12 protein-coding genes are annotated in these 17,523 nt (G+C 48.3%); 1 reads left to right on the top strand and 11 read right to left on the bottom strand.

What is annotated here, in order from left to right; translation table 11 throughout:
• The 4 genes from VIM87_RS09710 to VIM87_RS09695 form a co-directional block, all read right to left on the bottom strand.
• Positions 1-3,222 (bottom strand): condensation domain-containing protein (locus VIM87_RS09710; RefSeq protein WP_331996800.1); only part of this gene is annotated, 3,222 nt, incomplete at its 3' end.
• Between the two features lie 8 nt (positions 3,223-3,230).
• On the bottom strand, positions 3,231-4,550 hold the full coding sequence (locus VIM87_RS09705; RefSeq protein ID WP_331996799.1) for a S8 family serine peptidase: 1,320 nt from the start codon (positions 4,548-4,550) through the stop codon (positions 3,231-3,233).
• An 11-nt stretch (positions 4,551-4,561) separates the two neighbouring features.
• A complete protein-coding gene (locus tag VIM87_RS09700) occupies positions 4,562-4,963 on the bottom strand; it encodes a hypothetical protein (RefSeq protein ID WP_331996798.1) in 402 nt (133 codons plus the stop codon).
• Positions 4,964-5,023: 60 nt separating this feature from the next.
• Positions 5,024-5,536, bottom strand: coding sequence for a UpxY family transcription antiterminator (locus VIM87_RS09695; RefSeq protein WP_331996797.1), 513 nt, complete (start codon positions 5,534-5,536; stop codon positions 5,024-5,026).
• Between the two features lie 515 nt (positions 5,537-6,051).
• Here VIM87_RS09695 and VIM87_RS09690 point away from each other — a divergent pair.
• On the top strand, positions 6,052-6,699 hold the full coding sequence (locus tag VIM87_RS09690) for a response regulator transcription factor (RefSeq protein WP_331996796.1): 648 nt from the start codon (positions 6,052-6,054) through the stop codon (positions 6,697-6,699).
• An 18-nt stretch (positions 6,700-6,717) separates the two neighbouring features.
• Here VIM87_RS09690 and VIM87_RS09685 read toward each other — a convergent pair whose 3' ends face one another.
• The 7 genes from VIM87_RS09685 to VIM87_RS09655 form a co-directional block, all read right to left on the bottom strand.
• Positions 6,718-8,052 carry a glucoamylase family protein gene (locus tag VIM87_RS09685; protein ID WP_331996795.1) on the bottom strand — a complete coding sequence of 445 codons (1,335 nt, stop codon included), beginning with the start codon at positions 8,050-8,052 and terminating at the stop codon, positions 6,718-6,720.
• 93 nt (positions 8,053-8,145) lie between these two features.
• Positions 8,146-9,657: a RagB/SusD family nutrient uptake outer membrane protein gene (locus tag VIM87_RS09680; RefSeq protein ID WP_331996794.1), complete on the bottom strand. Its 1,512-nt coding sequence runs from the start codon at positions 9,655-9,657 to the stop codon at positions 8,146-8,148.
• A gap of 10 nt (positions 9,658-9,667) precedes the next feature.
• Entirely contained in the window at positions 9,668-13,117 is a 3,450-nt protein-coding gene (locus VIM87_RS09675) for a TonB-dependent receptor (RefSeq protein ID WP_331996793.1), read from the bottom strand.
• 152 nt (positions 13,118-13,269) lie between these two features.
• A complete protein-coding gene (locus VIM87_RS09670; protein WP_331996792.1) occupies positions 13,270-14,298 on the bottom strand; it encodes a FecR family protein in 1,029 nt (342 codons plus the stop codon).
• A gap of 131 nt (positions 14,299-14,429) precedes the next feature.
• The gene (locus VIM87_RS09665; protein WP_331996791.1) at positions 14,430-15,023 is read right to left on the bottom strand and encodes a sigma-70 family RNA polymerase sigma factor; all 594 of its coding nucleotides are present in this window, start codon (positions 15,021-15,023) and stop codon (positions 14,430-14,432) included.
• Positions 15,024-15,216: 193 nt separating this feature from the next.
• A complete protein-coding gene (locus tag VIM87_RS09660) occupies positions 15,217-15,678 on the bottom strand; it encodes a response regulator transcription factor (RefSeq protein ID WP_331996790.1) in 462 nt (153 codons plus the stop codon).
• A 624-nt stretch (positions 15,679-16,302) separates the two neighbouring features.
• Positions 16,303-17,523: alpha-L-fucosidase (locus VIM87_RS09655; RefSeq protein WP_331996789.1), on the bottom strand; the 1,221-nt coding region annotated here is incomplete at its 5' end.

Genomic DNA, 17,523 nt, shown 5'->3' with positions numbered 1-17,523 from the left:
CATACGCTCCATAGGCGCCTCATCAAACAGGTCTGTATTATAACGCAGCTGGAAAAAAAGCGCCGGCCCCTCATAGGTGAATTCCATTTCCAGGTCTACCATACTGGTAGTAACGGGCATGGATATAGGTTGTACGGTTAGCTGCTCATGCAACCCTTCCAGGCTGGTAGAACCTTCCAGGTTCTGGAATAACAGCAGCACATTAAAGAGCGGTGTTCTGCTGAATTCACGTTCCGGCTGCACATCCGTTATCATTTTATCAAAGGAATAGGCCTGGTGCTGCAAGGCCTGCAAAATACCCTGCTTCTCCCGCTGCAGCAACCCGTTAAAGCTTTCGTTTGCCTGCACCGGCAGCCGCAATGGCAGCGTGTTCAGGAAACAGCCCAGCTGCGGTTCCAGGTCGGGGTGCGTGCGGCCGGCTGTATCTGTGCCTATTACAAGATCTGCCTGCTGCGTATAGCGGAATAACAATACGCGCAGGGCTGCTGTTACCAGCATAAATTCCGTACAGCCGTTTTCCAGGCAATATTTTTTAATAGCCGCATGCAGGGATGGTGGTAACACCTGCTTAATGGCATGCCCGGCAAAAGTTTGTACAGCAGTACGCGGCTTTGCAAACGGCAGCTCTATCCCTTTGCTGTAACCTGCCAGCGTTTCTTTCCAGAATGCCTGCTGTAAGGGCGCGCCGTTACGGGCTGCGTTGTAGGCCGCATAATCATGATACTGCAGGCCTGGCCCCTTTAGCTGCTGATGTTGTTTATACAGCTTTTTTATAAGGTCCATCATCACATTTACAGACCAGCCATCAGCAATGATATGATGAATAGCAAAGAACAGGAGGTATTGTGTATCTGTAAGCCGGTAACAGCTAAAACGCAATAAGGGCCCCTGTTCCAGGTTAAAGGGCTGCCGGCTCTCCCATAGGGCTATCTCCTCCGGAGCAACCTGCTGCTCCTGCAACTCTTTAAATTGCAGCACCGCAGCAGCATCCATTTGCCGGCGTACACGTTGCCGCAGGCTTCCATCCAGGTTCACAAAGGTGGTGCGCAGTATTTCATATTTCGAGAGAAGCGTGGTAATGGCATTGTTCAGCGCTGTCAGGTCCAATGCACCGTTTATTACAAAACCGCTGTGCAGGTTATAGGCAGTGCTTTGCACATCCATTTGCTGCAACAGCCAAAAGCGCTGTTGTATATCCGTACAGCTGTAGTGATCCTGCTCTTCCAGCATAGATACCGGGTCCTCTTTCACAGTGCCTTTGGCAGCCACACAAGCTGCAAGGCGTTCCAGGGATGGATGCTGGAACAGATCGCTGATACTTACATCTGCCTGTAACAGCCTGCGTATATAGCTGATAAAACGGGTAGCTACCAGGCTGTTTACGCCGGCGGTAAAAAATTCCTGTTCCGGGGACAGTGGCTTCATGCCCAACAGATCTTTCCAGATCCGCGCCAGCTTTTCAGGGATGGATAGATGATCCGGCAATTGATCTGCTTCCTCAGCGGCCACCAGCTCATCCAGCTCAGTGGTTATATCCCGGAAGGCGCCCTGCCGGTAAAGGGTGGCCAGTTTAAAATGCTGCACCTTTCCGCTGGTGGTTTTAGGTATTTTGCGTACCGGGATCACCGCCTGTACCGTTAAGCCGGTTGTTTCCAGCACCGCTTCCTTCACCCTTCCGGCCAGTGGCGCAAACCCAGCCACATCTCCCTTATATAAAAGAAAAACCAGCAGCTCCTCGCTGCCATTCTTTTCATCTCTTACCCCACACACCACTACCTTGCCCAGGTCAAAGGCCGGCAATGCACGGGATACCATGGCTTCTATATCCTGCGGATAATAGTTTTGCCCGTTAATAATAATAATGTTCTTATGCCTGCCGGTAATGGTTATACGGCCTTTGTATAAAAAACCTACATCGCCGGTGCGCAGCCAGCCATCAGGCGTTAGCAGCTCACTGGTAGCAGCCGTATTATTATAATACCCGGCGGTAACATTCCCGCCTTTGATCTGTATATGTCCTATTCTGCGCTCATCAAACACTTCATCTTCATTCCCGCAGATCCTGATAGCGCAATGTTCCAGCGGGTACCCATTCTCTACGAATACAATTCCGTTACGGGGCTCCGCCAGCTTTATCCGGTCGCCGATATTACAATGGTCCCGGTCCAGGAAGTGCACACGCAGCGCATCATTTACATCCGGCAGGGCTACGGCTACAGATGCTTCTGCCAGTCCATAACCTGCAAAAATGGCGTGGCTGTGTAGTCCGCAGGGCGCCAGCTTTTCTGTGAACTGCCGGCATAACTTGTGGGAAATAGGCTCTGCCCCGTTATAAATAATACGGATGGCGGAAAGGTCCCAGGCGCCTGTAGCTTTACCTTCCAGCGCTGACAGAAAATAATGATACCCGAAGTTGGGTGAGTAAAGCTGACTGATATGGTGCTGGCTGGCCTTTTCTATCCACAACACCGGGTTGCGGATAAACAGGGCCGTATCCATTATATACTGGTCAATACCCGCTAACAAACAGGATAAATGAAAGCAGATCAGCCCCATGTCATGCGACAATGGCATCCAGCTAAGACTTTTATCTGCAGCGGTGGTTTGAGAACGGGAAACTATATCCTGCATGTTGGTAAGCAGGTTCTGATGCGTAAGCGTAACGCCTTTAGGAGTACCGGTAGAACCGGATGAGAACTGGATGTAAGCGGTTTCCGTTTCCTGCACCGGCGCTGTTTGCCCGGGCGCTGCGGCTGTTAATAAAGCTGCTGCAGGCAGATAACGCTGTCCAATGGCTTCCAGGGCAGCCGGTTGCTGCGTTGAAAGCGATGATGACAGCCGGTTATAATAAGCCTGCTCACAAACCAGGTAAGGATTATGCAGCGTGCCCCATACGCTTACCAGCTTATATTTATGATCATCCTGGTTACCGGCAGGTAAAGGCACCGGTATTATTTTTCCCAGTAAGCAGGCCCAGAAGAATAGCAGGAACTGCCGGTTATCTTCCAGCATCAGCACCACTTCATTACCGGGCTGTATGCCCTGCGCCTGCAGATGGCCCAGCACCTGCAAAGCATTATGGTAAAGGTCCCCATAGGAAAGAAACGCTTCTTTTTCCTGGCTGTGTATCAGGGTTATGCCACAGTTATTCACTACCGCCAGTTTTTCCAGCAGCGTAATAAGCGTAACCTGACCGCCTGTATGATCCATGATATTTTCCATAATTACTCCTATGGCCAAACGATTTCAATCACGTTCTGAGAAGTGGCTACGGTAGTACGTTTTACCGCTTCCTGTGTATCTGTTGTATGGAATGCCGCTTTTATTTTATCGTCCACAACCAGTTTGGTGCGGGTAAGCGGGGCTGGTCTTTTAATGGTGATCTGCCCACCATCCTGTTTCAGCTGCTGCTGCTCCAGCACAATCCAGTTATCTTTTTTGTGGAATAACACCCAGTCCTTGCCGGTACCGTCTGATGACAGCTGCAGCTCATTCCCGCTTGCTTTGATCTGCCGGGCCGTTTTAAAATCATGAGTGCTGTCTTTCATCAGCTGCAGTATACGGGCAGCATCCGGCACGCCATAACCTTCATAATTATTGCCATAAGGATAGAGGTGACCGGAACGTTCAATAATGCGCACCACCTGGCGGGCCGTTATATTGGGCTGCTGCTGTAACATACATGCCACAACGCCGGAAATAACCGGGGCTGAAAAAGAGGTGCCGCCGGTATCATTCAGGCAGCTGATATTGGGTTTCAGGTAAGGTAAAAAGTCAGGGCCTTCAGCGCTGAAGGTCTTCTTGCTCCTGTTCATATCTGTTGCGCCCACCGCAATTACATTATCAGCATCCGCCGGGGCGGAAATAATTTTCCAGGGATTATCACCATCATTACCAGCTGCTATCACTAATATCATATTATACCGCGCGGCCGCTTCCCGTGCGGCTTTTGTAACGATGGCCGTTTGGCCGTTCATATTTTCAGGAACATAGTTTTCAGCCGGGTTATCAAAATCATAGGCATAACCCAATGAAACATTCACTACCCTTACGCCCTGCGTATGCAGCCACTCTACTGCATCGCGGAAATACTCCTGCTCCTTCTGGTACTCCTTTGCCCCATCATCCGTACGGGCCAGGTAAAACACGGCATCCGTTGCCAGGCCATAACGCTTACCGGCAGCATCTTTGCCGCCTATATAGCTCCACACATAGGTGCCGTGCCAATCCATATCCGTTTGTTTGCTGAACAGCACCTGCTCATTGGGATGTATAAAATCTTTGGTAGCGGCTAGTTTCCCGGCCGTAAAAAAGTTCTGCAGGCGGGGGTTTTTATCAGCGCCCTCAAATCCTACATCCACCACGCCCACCTTTACGTTTTTGCCGGTAAGCCCGGCGCGTATAAAGGCCGTTCCATTTACATACTGTAATGCGGGCGCAATACTCATTGTATCCGGCAATGGCTGCCCGGGAGCCTTTACGGGATAACCTGCATACCCCAGGCCCATACATACGGCCATGGCTATGCCAAATATTATTTTTGCTGTCACAACCAATGGTTTTAATGTACTTCGTTCAGCTGCTTATTGCAATTGGGTTTATATTTTTCTTCCCATTCCTTTTTCAGGCTGCTGCGCTCTTCCGGCGAGCTGCCGGGCAATAATGTGTATACCAGCTCTTTTATTTTGATAGACAGCATGAACTCCTTAAAGCACTGCGTACATTCGTCTCCGTTATTATCTGTTATTTCAAAATGCGATCTTATGGTTGCACGCAGGTTGCCGGTTTCTCCAACAAAACGGGGGTTAGCCGGCTGACCGTTCACACGGCCGCAAACCGCATATACGGCGGGCGTTTCAGGCAGCTCATCCAGGTTGTCATTCTTATCCAGGTTATTGTCTTTTTGCAAAAGTACCTGGGTATAGAGCGTACCTTGCTCTATGGACATATAATTATGCTCCATGTGCGTAATGTTTAATATTGGGAATAAATAATGCGGGTGGAAAATTCAGAGGGGGAGAGATCAAACGATCTTTTGTACGTGGCTGGTGTGCATTTCAACAGAGATGGCATAATTGATCATGTGCAGCTTTATTAGCAGCCGGGATCCTTGTGGGGCACGGATAAGCTCGCCTTCCAGGCCGGCGAAGATACCTTCCGTTACCTTCACCTTTTCACCAATGCTGCTAAACCGCTCTACGGCAATATCATGATCGGCAGACTCTATCCTTTTGATCTTTACGATCTCCATTTCACTTACGGGCACCGGGCGCCCTGCACAGGAAACAAACTTAACGACCCCATCAGCAGAGAGCACCTTGTATTTTTCCTGCATAGAGATCTTAACGAAAAGATAGTTGGGAAAGAGCGGCTCCTGGATCCGCTTCATCCTGTCGCTCCATTTACGCAGGGTGGTACGCAGCGGCAAATAGTGCTCATAGTCCATCAGAGAGATCTCCTGCGCAATCTTTTTTTCATATCTGGGCCTGGTAAATAAAACAAACCATTTCTTTTCCGGCTGGCATACGTGGGACATAACAAAATATGGTTACTAGGATTAAAAATACAGTTAGACTACTTGGCGGTGTGTTAACAAGAGATACTTCAAAGGCAAGGGGGATAGGCCTTACAACCGGCATAAAGGTGGTAACCGGTGCAGGTGTGGATTACTTTATGGCTATTTCACGGGAGAACAGAGCTTCGCTAGATTGACTCCCAGTCGTGCTATTTTAAGGTTATTGTTTGAGGAATCCTTATTATGTCCAACCAACACTTAATGCGGACTGCATTTCTATAACATCCCTACGAAATTATCGATACAATATTTTAAAAAAAATGCAAAAATCTGTAAACTTTAGTAAGGATTTCCCTACTTTCAAGGTAATAAAGACGTGTCAAATGAGCCTTTCCATGTTACGTATTCTGGTTTTTTTTTTGTAAAATAGCTAACTCAAAAAAATAAAACGGATTTATTGCTAATAACCATTATGATACAAATGCCGGCTTAATCCCCGCTTAAAACCCTTTAAAATTAGTCTAAAAGTTGTTCCTATGTATAACACTATTCGACTAGCCATTGCTTGTGACCATACTATAATAAGAAAGGCCATAAGCGATCTGCTTTCCAGATCACAGGAGCTGAAAGTGATTATTGACGTTTCCAACACAGCTGAACTTTTAAAGAATTTGGATAGTGACGACAACCCGGATGTATTACTCTTTGCCCCCTCTGTGTATGAAAAAGAAAGCTTGTCACAGATCCGTTATCACCACCCGCACATTAAGGTGATCGTAATGCTGATGCAGTTTGAGCCTTATATGGCCAACGATCTGCTGGAGCTGGGTATACATGGATATCTTTCCAAACGGGCGGATACCACGGAGCTGCTGCAGGCCATTAATGCAGCTGCTGTAGGAATGGTATACCAGAATAAAACCCTTACGGATACCCTGAACTGGCGGGCCAACCATCCCTTACCGCCCAATGCGATACAGCAGCAGTTAACCTTTACAGAAAATCAAAAGAAAATATTACAGCTGCTGTGGAGAGAAAAGAGCACCAAAGAAATTGCCAATGAAGTGTTCCTGAGCACCAGTGCTGTTGACAAAATAAAGCAGCAGCTGAAAGAGGCCACTGGCACCAAAACTACGTTAGGACTAATCAAATACGCTATTGAACAAAAGATCATCCTGTTATAATTCCCGTGCAGAGATCATTCACCTTTTACTTTCCTGTAATTCCAAAATAGCCGGACTCGTAAAATCCAGCTGTTTAAGCGCGGCCTTAATTTCCGGGCACGACATGAACAGCTTCCATAACAGGCCGCTGCGGTAGTTTTCTATCATCACCACAATGGGCCCCTGGTCAATGGCCAGGTATTGTTTATCAATCCAGTTATGCGACTCGCTGAAGGCATCGTAAAATCCGTACTCGCCCCACAGGCGGTCGCCAATCTTATAGTAGAAATATTTAAGCGCCTGCATGGCATATTCCGGCGCATAGGGAAAGGAAGATAATGCCGCTGTAGGACTGATCACTCCCAGGTCGTTGGTGGGTGAGTGTGCATCATAACCCCCATAGCTGTCGCTGGCGGTAAGGCCCCAGCAATCCGGCCCGTAGCCTTTGAACTGCTTAGGGTTCTCAATACAGTATTGCCGGTTTATAAGCGTGTGGTTACGGTTCTGTTCCCAGTAATCAGCATATTTATCCTTTAAGCCGCGTGGATCCAATCCCAGGAAAGAGTAGTGCGCGAAAAATAAAGGGCCGCCATAATCAAAGCCCAGTGGCAGCTTCATACCATAGTATTCCTTGCCATTATTAAAATAATTGCTCATGGCCCATCCTTCATGATATACCCTGGCAGGTGCGGGATAAGTAGGTGAAGCGGCGGCCAGAATATAGGTGATCAGGCATTCATTATAACCCCGTACAGGATGGTTCATGGCCCAGCCGTTATTGGGCGACCAGTGCCAGTACAACACCGGCTGTCCGTCACGGGTATACCAGCTCCATTCCGCTTCATTCCACAACCAGCCTATTTTAGTACGCAGGTCTGTTTCTTTGGCGCTGCTGCCTGTAAAATACTGCCGTACACACAACAATCCCTGGAACATAAAAGCTGATTCCACCAGGTCTCCGCCATCATCTTTACGGCTAAAGGGTATCGTTTTTCCCGTGGCGCCATTGAGCCAGTGCGGCCATATACCATGGTAGCTATCAGCCCTGTATAAAAAATTCACGATCTTCAGCAAACGGTCCAGCCCCTGCTCCCTGGTAATAAACCCTCTTTCAATACCTACCAGGATGCTCATAACGCCAAAACCGGAACCTCCAACGGTTATAGTGTCCGGTGTAGCAGTGCGCTCAGCAGCCAGCCCGGATACCGGGTGCCCGAACTTCCAGAAATAATTAAAAGTACGTTGCTGCACCAATGTTAGCAGCGCGGAATCACTGATCTGTTCGCGTGGTGTATCCCTGTGTTGTTTCTTTTGCGCCTGCACCGGCAGCAAACCGGCCAGGAGCAAGCACCCTATCCATATTAACTTCATCATTCTGATTTTAGATCTTAGATTTACGATTTTAGATTGGGGGATCATACTTCGCTCCTTCAAATCTAAAATCGTAAATCTAAAATCGTGCACCTGTTAATAACCGGGATTTTGTGAAAGCCTTCCCTGGCTGAATTGGATCTGTGTGGCGGGTATGGGAAATACTTCATTCCGGCCCCTTACATAAGTTTTACCATGCGCCTGAAAAGCGGCAGCAGCGGTGCCGGGCGCCAGCGCGTCTTCCCGTACCAGCTCAAAAAAGCGGTCGTGCTCCATGGCCATTTCCACCCTCCGCTCCTTCCACACATCCTCACGGGTAACGGTACCTTTGGCAGCCAGGCCCGCACGCGTACGCAATGCATTGATGTCTGTAACAGCGGCCCCCGGATTGCTTAATGCCAGCGCGGCCTCCGCATGTATCAGCAACACTTCGCCCAAACGCAGTATGCGCAGGTTCTTCGGCAAACGGTCTGCATTGCCGCAGTACTGCTCACGGGTACGGCTATGATAAGCCTTGTAATTATAGCGGTCATTTTCCACACTATCGCGGCCGGGTACACGAAAGCCATCCCACAGCACAGTGCCCCCGGGATTTATAAATATAATGGTGGCATCCCGGCGTTTATCGCCCGCTTCATAGGCATTCAACAGGCTCAGGGAAGGGTTATCAAATCCCCAGCCCAGATCGGCCCAGCCCCGCTTACCACCGGCACGGGGCCCCTGGCAAACACTGTATACATCTATAGCTGCATCACAGGAGGCATTGATCCCTGTTTGCACCTCAAAAATAGATTCAGCCCCGTTCTTGCCGGTTTCCCGCCATATATCCGCATAGTTGGGCAACAGGGCATAGCTGCCCACCTTTCCGGTAATGATAGAATCTGAAAGACTGTATGCGCGTTGCCAGTTTTGCCGGTACAGGCTTACCTTGGCCAGGAGCGCGGCTGCTGCGCCTTTAGTAGCCTTACCGGCCTGGCTGCCTTCACCGCCTTTTACCGGCAGGTTAGCCAGGGCAAATTCCAGGTCGGCTGTGATCAGCTGGTAAATGGTGTCCCTGCCGGCACGGGTCTGGTATTGATCCGTAGCCGCTTCCTGCGGTGTTAATACCTTATCTACTTTAGGAACACCCCCAAACATGCGTACCAGGTTAAAGTACAGGTAAGCCCGCAGAAAATGGCTTTCGCCCTGTAAACGGGCTTTCAGCTCCCCATCTATTGTGGCGGGTTCCAGCACCTGCAGCGCTTTGTTGGCGCGGGCTATAGCCTGGTAATACCCGGACCATATATCGTTTAATGTACTGGTGCTTGCGTTCATGGTCAGGTTATCCAATGCGCCCTGTGTGGTTGCTGCATCATCCGGGTTGCTGCCTTTATCTGCATCATCCGATGCAATGTTGGTGATCCCTATAAAAGGAAATCCATGTATGTTTCCCAGCCACAGGTTATTATAGATACCCGTTACCAGGTTCTGGGCCGCTTCGGGGTCTCTGGTGGCTGCATCTTCATCGATCTGCCCCTGCGGTTTTACATCCAGGTAATTATTACAGGCCATCAGCAGTGCGGATAACACCAGGCCGGCAGACATTATTTTTATCAGTATATTCTTCATGACGCTTTTTTTAGAATGAAACATTTACACCAAAGGCAAACGTACGGGTAGTCGGATACACGTTCAGCTCAATACCTGCATCCAGGATACCACTGCTGTTGTTGGTAGCATTGGCCGTACTGGCGTTTACGTTAGTAGAACGGTTGTTGATGCGGTTATTGATGCTGTTATCAAAATCAATGGTGCCACCCGGCAGCTCTGATGTAAAGCCGCTGAACTTTTTAATGGTGAACAGGTTCTGCGAAGTGAGATATACCCGGAAACGGTTGATGCCAATAGCTTTCAGCACGGTGGCCGGCAATGTGTAACCAAGGGTAAGGTTATTACAACGCAGGAAAGCGCCGGATTCCACAAAGTAAGTGGAAGCAGGCATGGAGGAGCTTAGTATAGCCGGATCCGTACTGGAGGGCCGGTCTGCTTTCCAGCGTTTATCCGCATAAGCGGCTTCTATATTATCCGTGGTTTCATAACGGAATGCCTTTTTACCATTATAGATCTTGTTGCCGCCGTTACCATAAAAATCAGCGGTCAGATCTAATCCTTTAAAGTTCAGGCCCAGGTTAAAACCATAAAAATATTTGGGCTGATAGGAGCCCACGTATTGTTTGTCGTTATCATCAATAACCCCGTCGCCGTTCGTATCCTGGTATTTCAGGTCGCCCGGTTTGGCGCCCGGCTGTATCACCTTACCATCCTTGTTCTTGTAGTTATTGATCTCATCCTGGTTCTGGAAAACGCCTTGTGTTTGCAGCACGTAAAAGCTGGCTACCGGACGGCCATTATCCGTGCGGGTTATAAAGCTCTGCTGCCCCACGTTACCGCCCAGCAGCGCCTGTCCGCCGGCCAGGTTAGTGATCTCATTGGTATTAAAAGTGATGTTGCCGCCAATATTGTAGCTCAGGTCTTTGGTGATGTTATCTTTCCAGTTCAGGGTAAATTCATAACCGGTATTTTTAAAAGAGGCGGCATTGGTAATGTAGGTGTTATTGGGATCGCCTAATATACTGGGTATATTCACCACCGTTAGTGCATCCTTTGTTTTCTTGTTATAATAATCCACCTCACCGCTTAAGCGGTCTTTTAGCAGGGTAAATTCAATACCAAAGTCAAACTGAGTGGTGGATTCCCATTTCAGGTTAGCATCCTTGGTATCCTGCAGGGCGCTGCCTAAAGAAATTACACCGTCGTAAAAATAGGGCAGGTTCACCGTGGCGGTATTAATATAGGCGTTGGCGGGAATATTATCATTACCCAATACACCCCAGCTGCCGCGCAGCTTCAGGAAGCTGAACACTTTTTGATCCTGCATGAACGGTTCCTGTGAAATAACCCAGCCGGCGCCTACGGTGGGGAAATAGCCCCATCTTTCCCGGAACTTGGAGCTGCCATCTGCACGAATGGAGGCGCTGAACAGGTAACGGTTATCGTACCCATAATTCACACGGCCTACAAAAGACTGGCGTGCATATTTATCGCCGCCGTTATTTATTTTGGATTGCACATCCGGGTTGCCAAGATCCAGGTACCAGAGATCTTCACTGGCCGGTACGTTAATGCGTGAGCCGGTAAGATAGGTGCTGTAAAATCCTTCTGTTACAGAACCTCCTAACAGGGTAATGGAATGTTTATTGAACGTTTTATCAAAGGTAACGGTGTTATCCCATACCCATCCCTGTGAGCGGGAGTTGTCTATAAACAGCTGGCTGTTATCCTGGCGCTGGTTGCCACCGGCTACCAGGAAGGTTTTATCATCATTCAGGAACTTATATACATAAATACGGTCGGTACCCCAACGCAGGTCGGCATTGAATGCAGAGCGGAACTTCAGGGCCTTTACCGGCGTAAATTCCAGCGCAAGATTGCCTTGCAGGCGGCTGTCCTGCTGGCGGTAGTTGCGGGTATTTAACTGCAGCAGGGAGTTGTTTACATTCCCCCATGCCGAAGTATTTCCATAGCGGCCATTTTCCTCTACCGGCACAATAGGCGCTGCACGGTAAATATTGCCGTATACTGCATTCAGGTCCACGTTACGTCCGTCGCCCCTGGAGTATGACAGCTGGGTGCTGAACTTCCATTGGTCGGAAATATTTACCTCATTGTTTGCACGCAGCGTAAACCGGCGGAAGGTGTTGGTTTTAATGATCCCATCGTCCTGGATAAAACCACCGCTGAAAAAGTAGGTATGTTTATCCGTACCGCCGGATAAGGAGAGATTATGGTTCATCTGGAACGCTTTGCGCAGGGTAGCATCATACCAGTTGGTAGTACCGGGAAATACTACGGCGTCATTGATGGGATCTCTGCCCGGGGCTGCATCTTTCAGATAATCGATGTATTGATCGCGGTTGGCCATTTTCACCAGGTTAGATGCTTCACGGAAACCGGCATTGGCATCATACCGTACTTCTGTTTTGCCGGCCCGTCCTTTACGGGTGGTAATGATCACCACACCGTTGGCGGCGCGTACACCGTAAATGGCTGCAGATGCATCTTTCAGCACATCCATATTCACAATATCTGCGCTGTTAATGTTGCGGATATCATCAGTAAGCACACCATCCACCACATACAAAGGGTTGGCGCCGGCCATTACAGAACCGGTACCACGTACCCTTATCTGCGGCTGTGTATTCGGCTGCCCGAAAGAAATGATCTGCACACCGGCTACTTTACCCTGCGCAGCCTGTGTGGCAGTAAGCACCGGCTGTTTAGCCAGCTCCTCCCCTTTTACGGATGAGATGGAGCCGGTGAGGTCGCGCTTACGCTGCGTACCATAACCCACTACCACTACCTGCTCCAGCTGGCTTTCGGAACTTTGCATAACAATATCCACCGTGGTTTTGCCGGCAATACTTATTTCCTGTGGCAAATAACCCAGGTAAGATACCTGCAGCGTATCCCTGCCTTCCGGTACATTGATGGTAAAGGTGCCGTCAGGGCCGGTAGTACCGCCGGCACTGGTACCCTTAACGCGAACGGTTACCCCGATCAGCGGTGTGCCGGCCTTGTCGGTTACCTTTCCTTTAACAGGCGCTGCCTGCAGCTCACCGGCCGGCATTTCCGTTTGTACGTTCATGTTAGTGCTAACCGGCTCCTGCACTTTCAATGTTTTTATTACATATACCAGCGGATCTATTTGTTTATACTGCAGCTCCAGCGGGGTCAGTAAGTTTTGCAGCAGGTCTGTAAGCGGTACGTTCGCATGGTCCAGAATACCTGCCGGGGCTTGCTTTTCTTTTACAAGCCGGGAATTATAGGCAAAGTTGACCCCGTATTTTTTTTCAAGCTGCTGAAGGACCGACTTTAGCGGTAACGTACCCGTTTTTTGGGAAGGCAGTGGCTTATCTGCCTGTGCAGCCTGAGGGCTTTTATAGGCCAGCTCCTGTGCATGCGTGGTAATTGCAGCGGCCAGGATTAGCACCAGCAAGGTTTTACACTTGTGTGTACCTGTTACTTTCATAACGATCTGTTTTAATTACGGCGAAAATTTAGTGGTCAGCTTTCGCTGTTAGCATGATATTGTTTTTTGCTTCCGTTTCCGGTCTATGATGAACTACAATGTGGTATAACAACATGACAGCTTAATAGCTAGTTGGCTAAAGTGTCCCTTACTTATCGGCTAATCAAAAACGTACTATCATTTTCCTGTGTAAGCTGCACGCCAAAGGCTTCCTGGATAGCTTTAAGCACCACCTTATGATCGGCTTGCTGCAGCGTAGCGCTGAACTGTTCCTCACGGAGCGTACTATCTGCAAACTGCAGGCGGATCCCGTATTTATAATGCAGCTGTGCGGCTACTTCTGCCAGGCTGGTGTTTTCAAATATTAAAGTGTGATGAACCCAGGAAACATATTTTTCTGTAACAACTTTCTGACGCAGATAGCGATTTTGACTGGTGCTGTATGTGATCATCTCCCCCGGTTCCATAACAATGCGTGCAGACTTTTTTGTATTGTCGCGCAGCGCCACTTTACCACTGTGCAAAACTACCCGGGGGCGGCCATCGTAATTACTTACATTAAATTCCGTGCCTAGCACCTCTATGTTCAGATCTCCTGTATGTACGGTAAAAGGTTTATTACCTTTCAGGTCTGGTTTGATCATAAAGTAGGCTTCGCCATCCAGCCAAACTTCTCTTGTTTTCGCTTCCGCTGAAAAAACAGTTGCCTTTAATGCAGAATGCGGTCCCAGTATTACTACCGAGCTATCCGGCAGCAACAGGCGGCGGTTCTCCCCGAACTGGCTGGTATATACGGCGCGCTTATCTTCTCTACGCAACAGCCAAAATGTGCATAGCGCCAGCATCCCACATACGCCGGTGAACATGGCGGCGCGGCGCCAGTTCCGGCGGTAGTGGGTACGTTGCATAAACATGGTCTCCGGCAGAGCATGCTCCATCTTGCCATGGAGGGCATGCCATATACGATCGTAACTTTCCGCGGGCAGCTGATGCCGTTGGTATTCCAGTGATAACAACATTGCCCGCGCTTCTGCTATTACCGTTTGCTTTTCCGGGTAATGCTGCTGCCATGCTTCCCAGAACGACTGATTTTCTACGTTGGGGCGTAATACCCATTCCGTGAAAAAATCATCCGCCAGGAAATCAGTTACTGAAAAGTCTGCGTAGTCCTTCCATTCCATAACAACAGCGCTGTTTGGTTATTTACATATATATAGAGGAGTGTTAACCGGGTTTTATCCCTTCTGCGGGAAAATATTTTTTTGAGTGATATTATTCAACAACCGGAATGGGAGAAAAGTTTAACGCGCCATTATAACCAAATGGCGAGGAAGAGCGTCCAGAGCGGGAAGCCGGCCAGCTTTTGCCGCAGCTTATCAAAGGCTTTGTAGATCATTTTATAAACAGACTTCTGATCAATTTCCATGATAGCAGCAATATCTTCAAAAGGAAGATCTTCATAAAAACGCAGGAACAGCGCTTCTTTCATGCGGGGCGGCAGGGCGTTGAGCGCGGCTTTCACCTGCTCTTTACGGCGCTGCTCACTTTGTTGGGCAATGAGCATACTTTCCGGTGAGAGCACAACAGCAAAGCTGGACTCATCTGTTAACGCAGCGGGTATATTTTTACGCACATTGCTTATTTTACGCAACAGCGCACGGCGATAGGCTTTCAGCAGGTAAGCTTTTACATTGGTTACTTCAGACAGGTGAGTACGGTGCTGCAGCAGGTATTCAAAAACATCCTGCAAACAATCTTCCACCAGACGTGGGTCCGCACACTGCTTGCATCCGTAGTTATATAACAACGGCGCAAAGCTGGCATATAGTACCGTAAAGGCTTCCCGGCTGCCCTGCAAAAAATGCCGCCATAGGTCAGCATCCCCTTCCCAAGCATGTAAGGCCATGCGGCAAGTTATGCATTTATTTGCAAGCAGGCTATGAATTACAACGCAGGTATTGTGAAGAGGAAAGATCTAGAATGTATAGAATATAGGCATAAAATGAATAACAGCAGGCGCAAGCCTCTGTGTAATATTTTAATGACATTCTGTTTTCTTTTCTTCAGCGATCTCCGGCTCCAAACGTTTGCACTCCGGCTTAACCGCGCATTGCTTTCACGATAGCAGCGCTGCGGGAATTTACTTCCAGCTTACGGTAAATATTCATGATGTGGGAACGTACCGTACCTACGCTGATGTGGCACAGCTCTGCGATCTTCTTATACGTATGCCCATCTACCAGGCGGTCCAGCACTTCCTGTTCGCGCGGGGAAAGCCCGTACTGCGAAATATCATGTTGTGCGCGGTGATGAAAATAAGCCAGCACCTTCTGTATGGCGGTCAGGTTGGTTTGTACAGCGGTATCATATACCCGGGATACAAATCCTGTTAAAGCCGGCGGGTTAATGGGTTCATCCGCTGTAGAGGTACGGGCTGGCAAACTGGCTAAGGAGTGGCTATCGCGGTGTACGGTTAACAGCAGCACATTGATGTCGGGATAAGCAGCTTTCAAAATATTGGCTGCTTCAACGGCGCTTACACCAGGAATCTCAACATCCATGAATACAATGTTGCAAATGTCTTTAGCAAGTTGTTGTAAGATTTGTTCGTCGTCACTCTGGATACCGGCAACTTCAAGAATATCAGTTCCGTTTAAGTGGCCTGCGTTATCACGCCGCACTTTTTTCATAATTTTTACTTTGGGTTTATTATTTTGTGAAAATTCTTCTCACAGTACTGCAAGTTCTCTTAATGACGAAAAAGGCGCTTATTAGTATAATATTAATGAGGACACAATCCCAATAACGAAACAAATTTGAAACAAATACCCTCAGCAGTCAATCGGATGTATATATGGTTTTTAAAAAAATATTAATAAACAAAATAATTTATATTATTTAAAAAACCAATACATGGATAAAATTTGGGGCAAAAAGCTAAAGTGGACAACTATTTTATATTCAATGGATTAAGCACGCCCGTGCTACATTTCAGGCCTTAAATACTATTTTTTGACATTTGCAGGTGCCCGTTGATGGACAATTTTTTCATTTTGCTGTAGAGCTCGCTCAATTACTAACTTTTTTATAGTCGGTAACTAAAAATGACGACTGACACCAAAATAAAAAAATCCACTGCCATCTAACGGCAGTGGACGTATTTTTTCCAGACCTTATAAGAATTACTAATTTAAGATCAGCTCAATTACGGGGATCTCTCCATCCGGTTTTTTTACCGGCAGGCTCAGATTAAGGTCATCATCCCCTAAACTTTTACCTAAACTATGATGCTGAGTGGGTGCGCTCATTTTTATTTCAGATGCATCATGCAGGAACTGCGCATACTTTACTTTTCCCTTATAACCCGGCAGTGTAAAGTTCTGCAGGGGATAGTCCAGCAGGTGCACGTATAAACGTTTAGTGGTGGGATTGTAAGTAAGCAAACAGTTATCCGGTTTGGCAAATTCAGGCGGGGCCTGCGTGCAGCCATAGATAGCGCGGCTGTTCACCTGCATCCAGTCGCCCATGGCTTTAAGCGCGGCCTGTGCACGCGGGTCAAACAGTCCGCGGCCGGTGGGGCCTACGTTCAATAACAGGTTACCACCTTTGCTTACTGTTTCTATGAGCAGGCCTAAGAGCTGCTTCGTATCCTTCCAGGAGGTCTCATCCCGGTAATATCCCCAGGAGCCGGAAAATGTCTGACAGGTTTCCCAGGGCACCTGCTTACCGTTGCGGGTAGGCCATTCAGATACTTTATATTGTTCCGGCGTTACAAAATCACCGCCATCTTCATATTCACCTAAGTCCAGGCGGTCATTTACAATAATATCCGGCTGCAGCTTGCGGATCATTTTGATCAGCTCAACTGAATTCCAGTCGTTATGGTCTTTGCCATAGGCGCCGGGGAAAGAGAAGTCTGTCCACAGGATATCTATTTTCCCGTAGTTGGTTAATATTTCCTTCAGCTGGTTACGCAGGTACTCACGGTACTTAGCCATATCACGGCCCTGGTTCAGCTTTTTATAATCTGCCGTATCAGCGGGCCTTTGCGGATGCACCCGGTCAATGGTATAATCCGGGTGATGCCAGTCTATCAGGGAATAATAGAAGCCTACTTTCAATCCTTCCGCGCGGAAGGCCTCTACCCATTCTTTAATAAGATCTTTCCCGTAAGGTGTTTTAGTAGCTTTGTAATCCGTGTATTTGGAATCAAAGAGGCAAAATCCTTCATGGTGTTTGCTGGTGATCACGGCGTACTTCATGCCGGCGGCTTTGGCCATGCGGGCCCATTCTTTGGGATTGTACAGATCAGGGTTAAACGCATCGAAGTATTTCTGATATTCTTCATTGGTTAGCTGTTCCCGGTTCTTCACCCATTCATGGCGGGCGGGCAGGGCGTACAAGCC

Origin of the sequence: Chitinophaga sp. (assembly GCF_036569125.1) — a bacterium.
GTDB lineage: Bacteria > Bacteroidota > Bacteroidia > Chitinophagales > Chitinophagaceae > Chitinophaga.
Note: the sequence above shows the minus strand (reverse complement) of the source record. Positions and strands in the feature narration are given on the sequence as shown.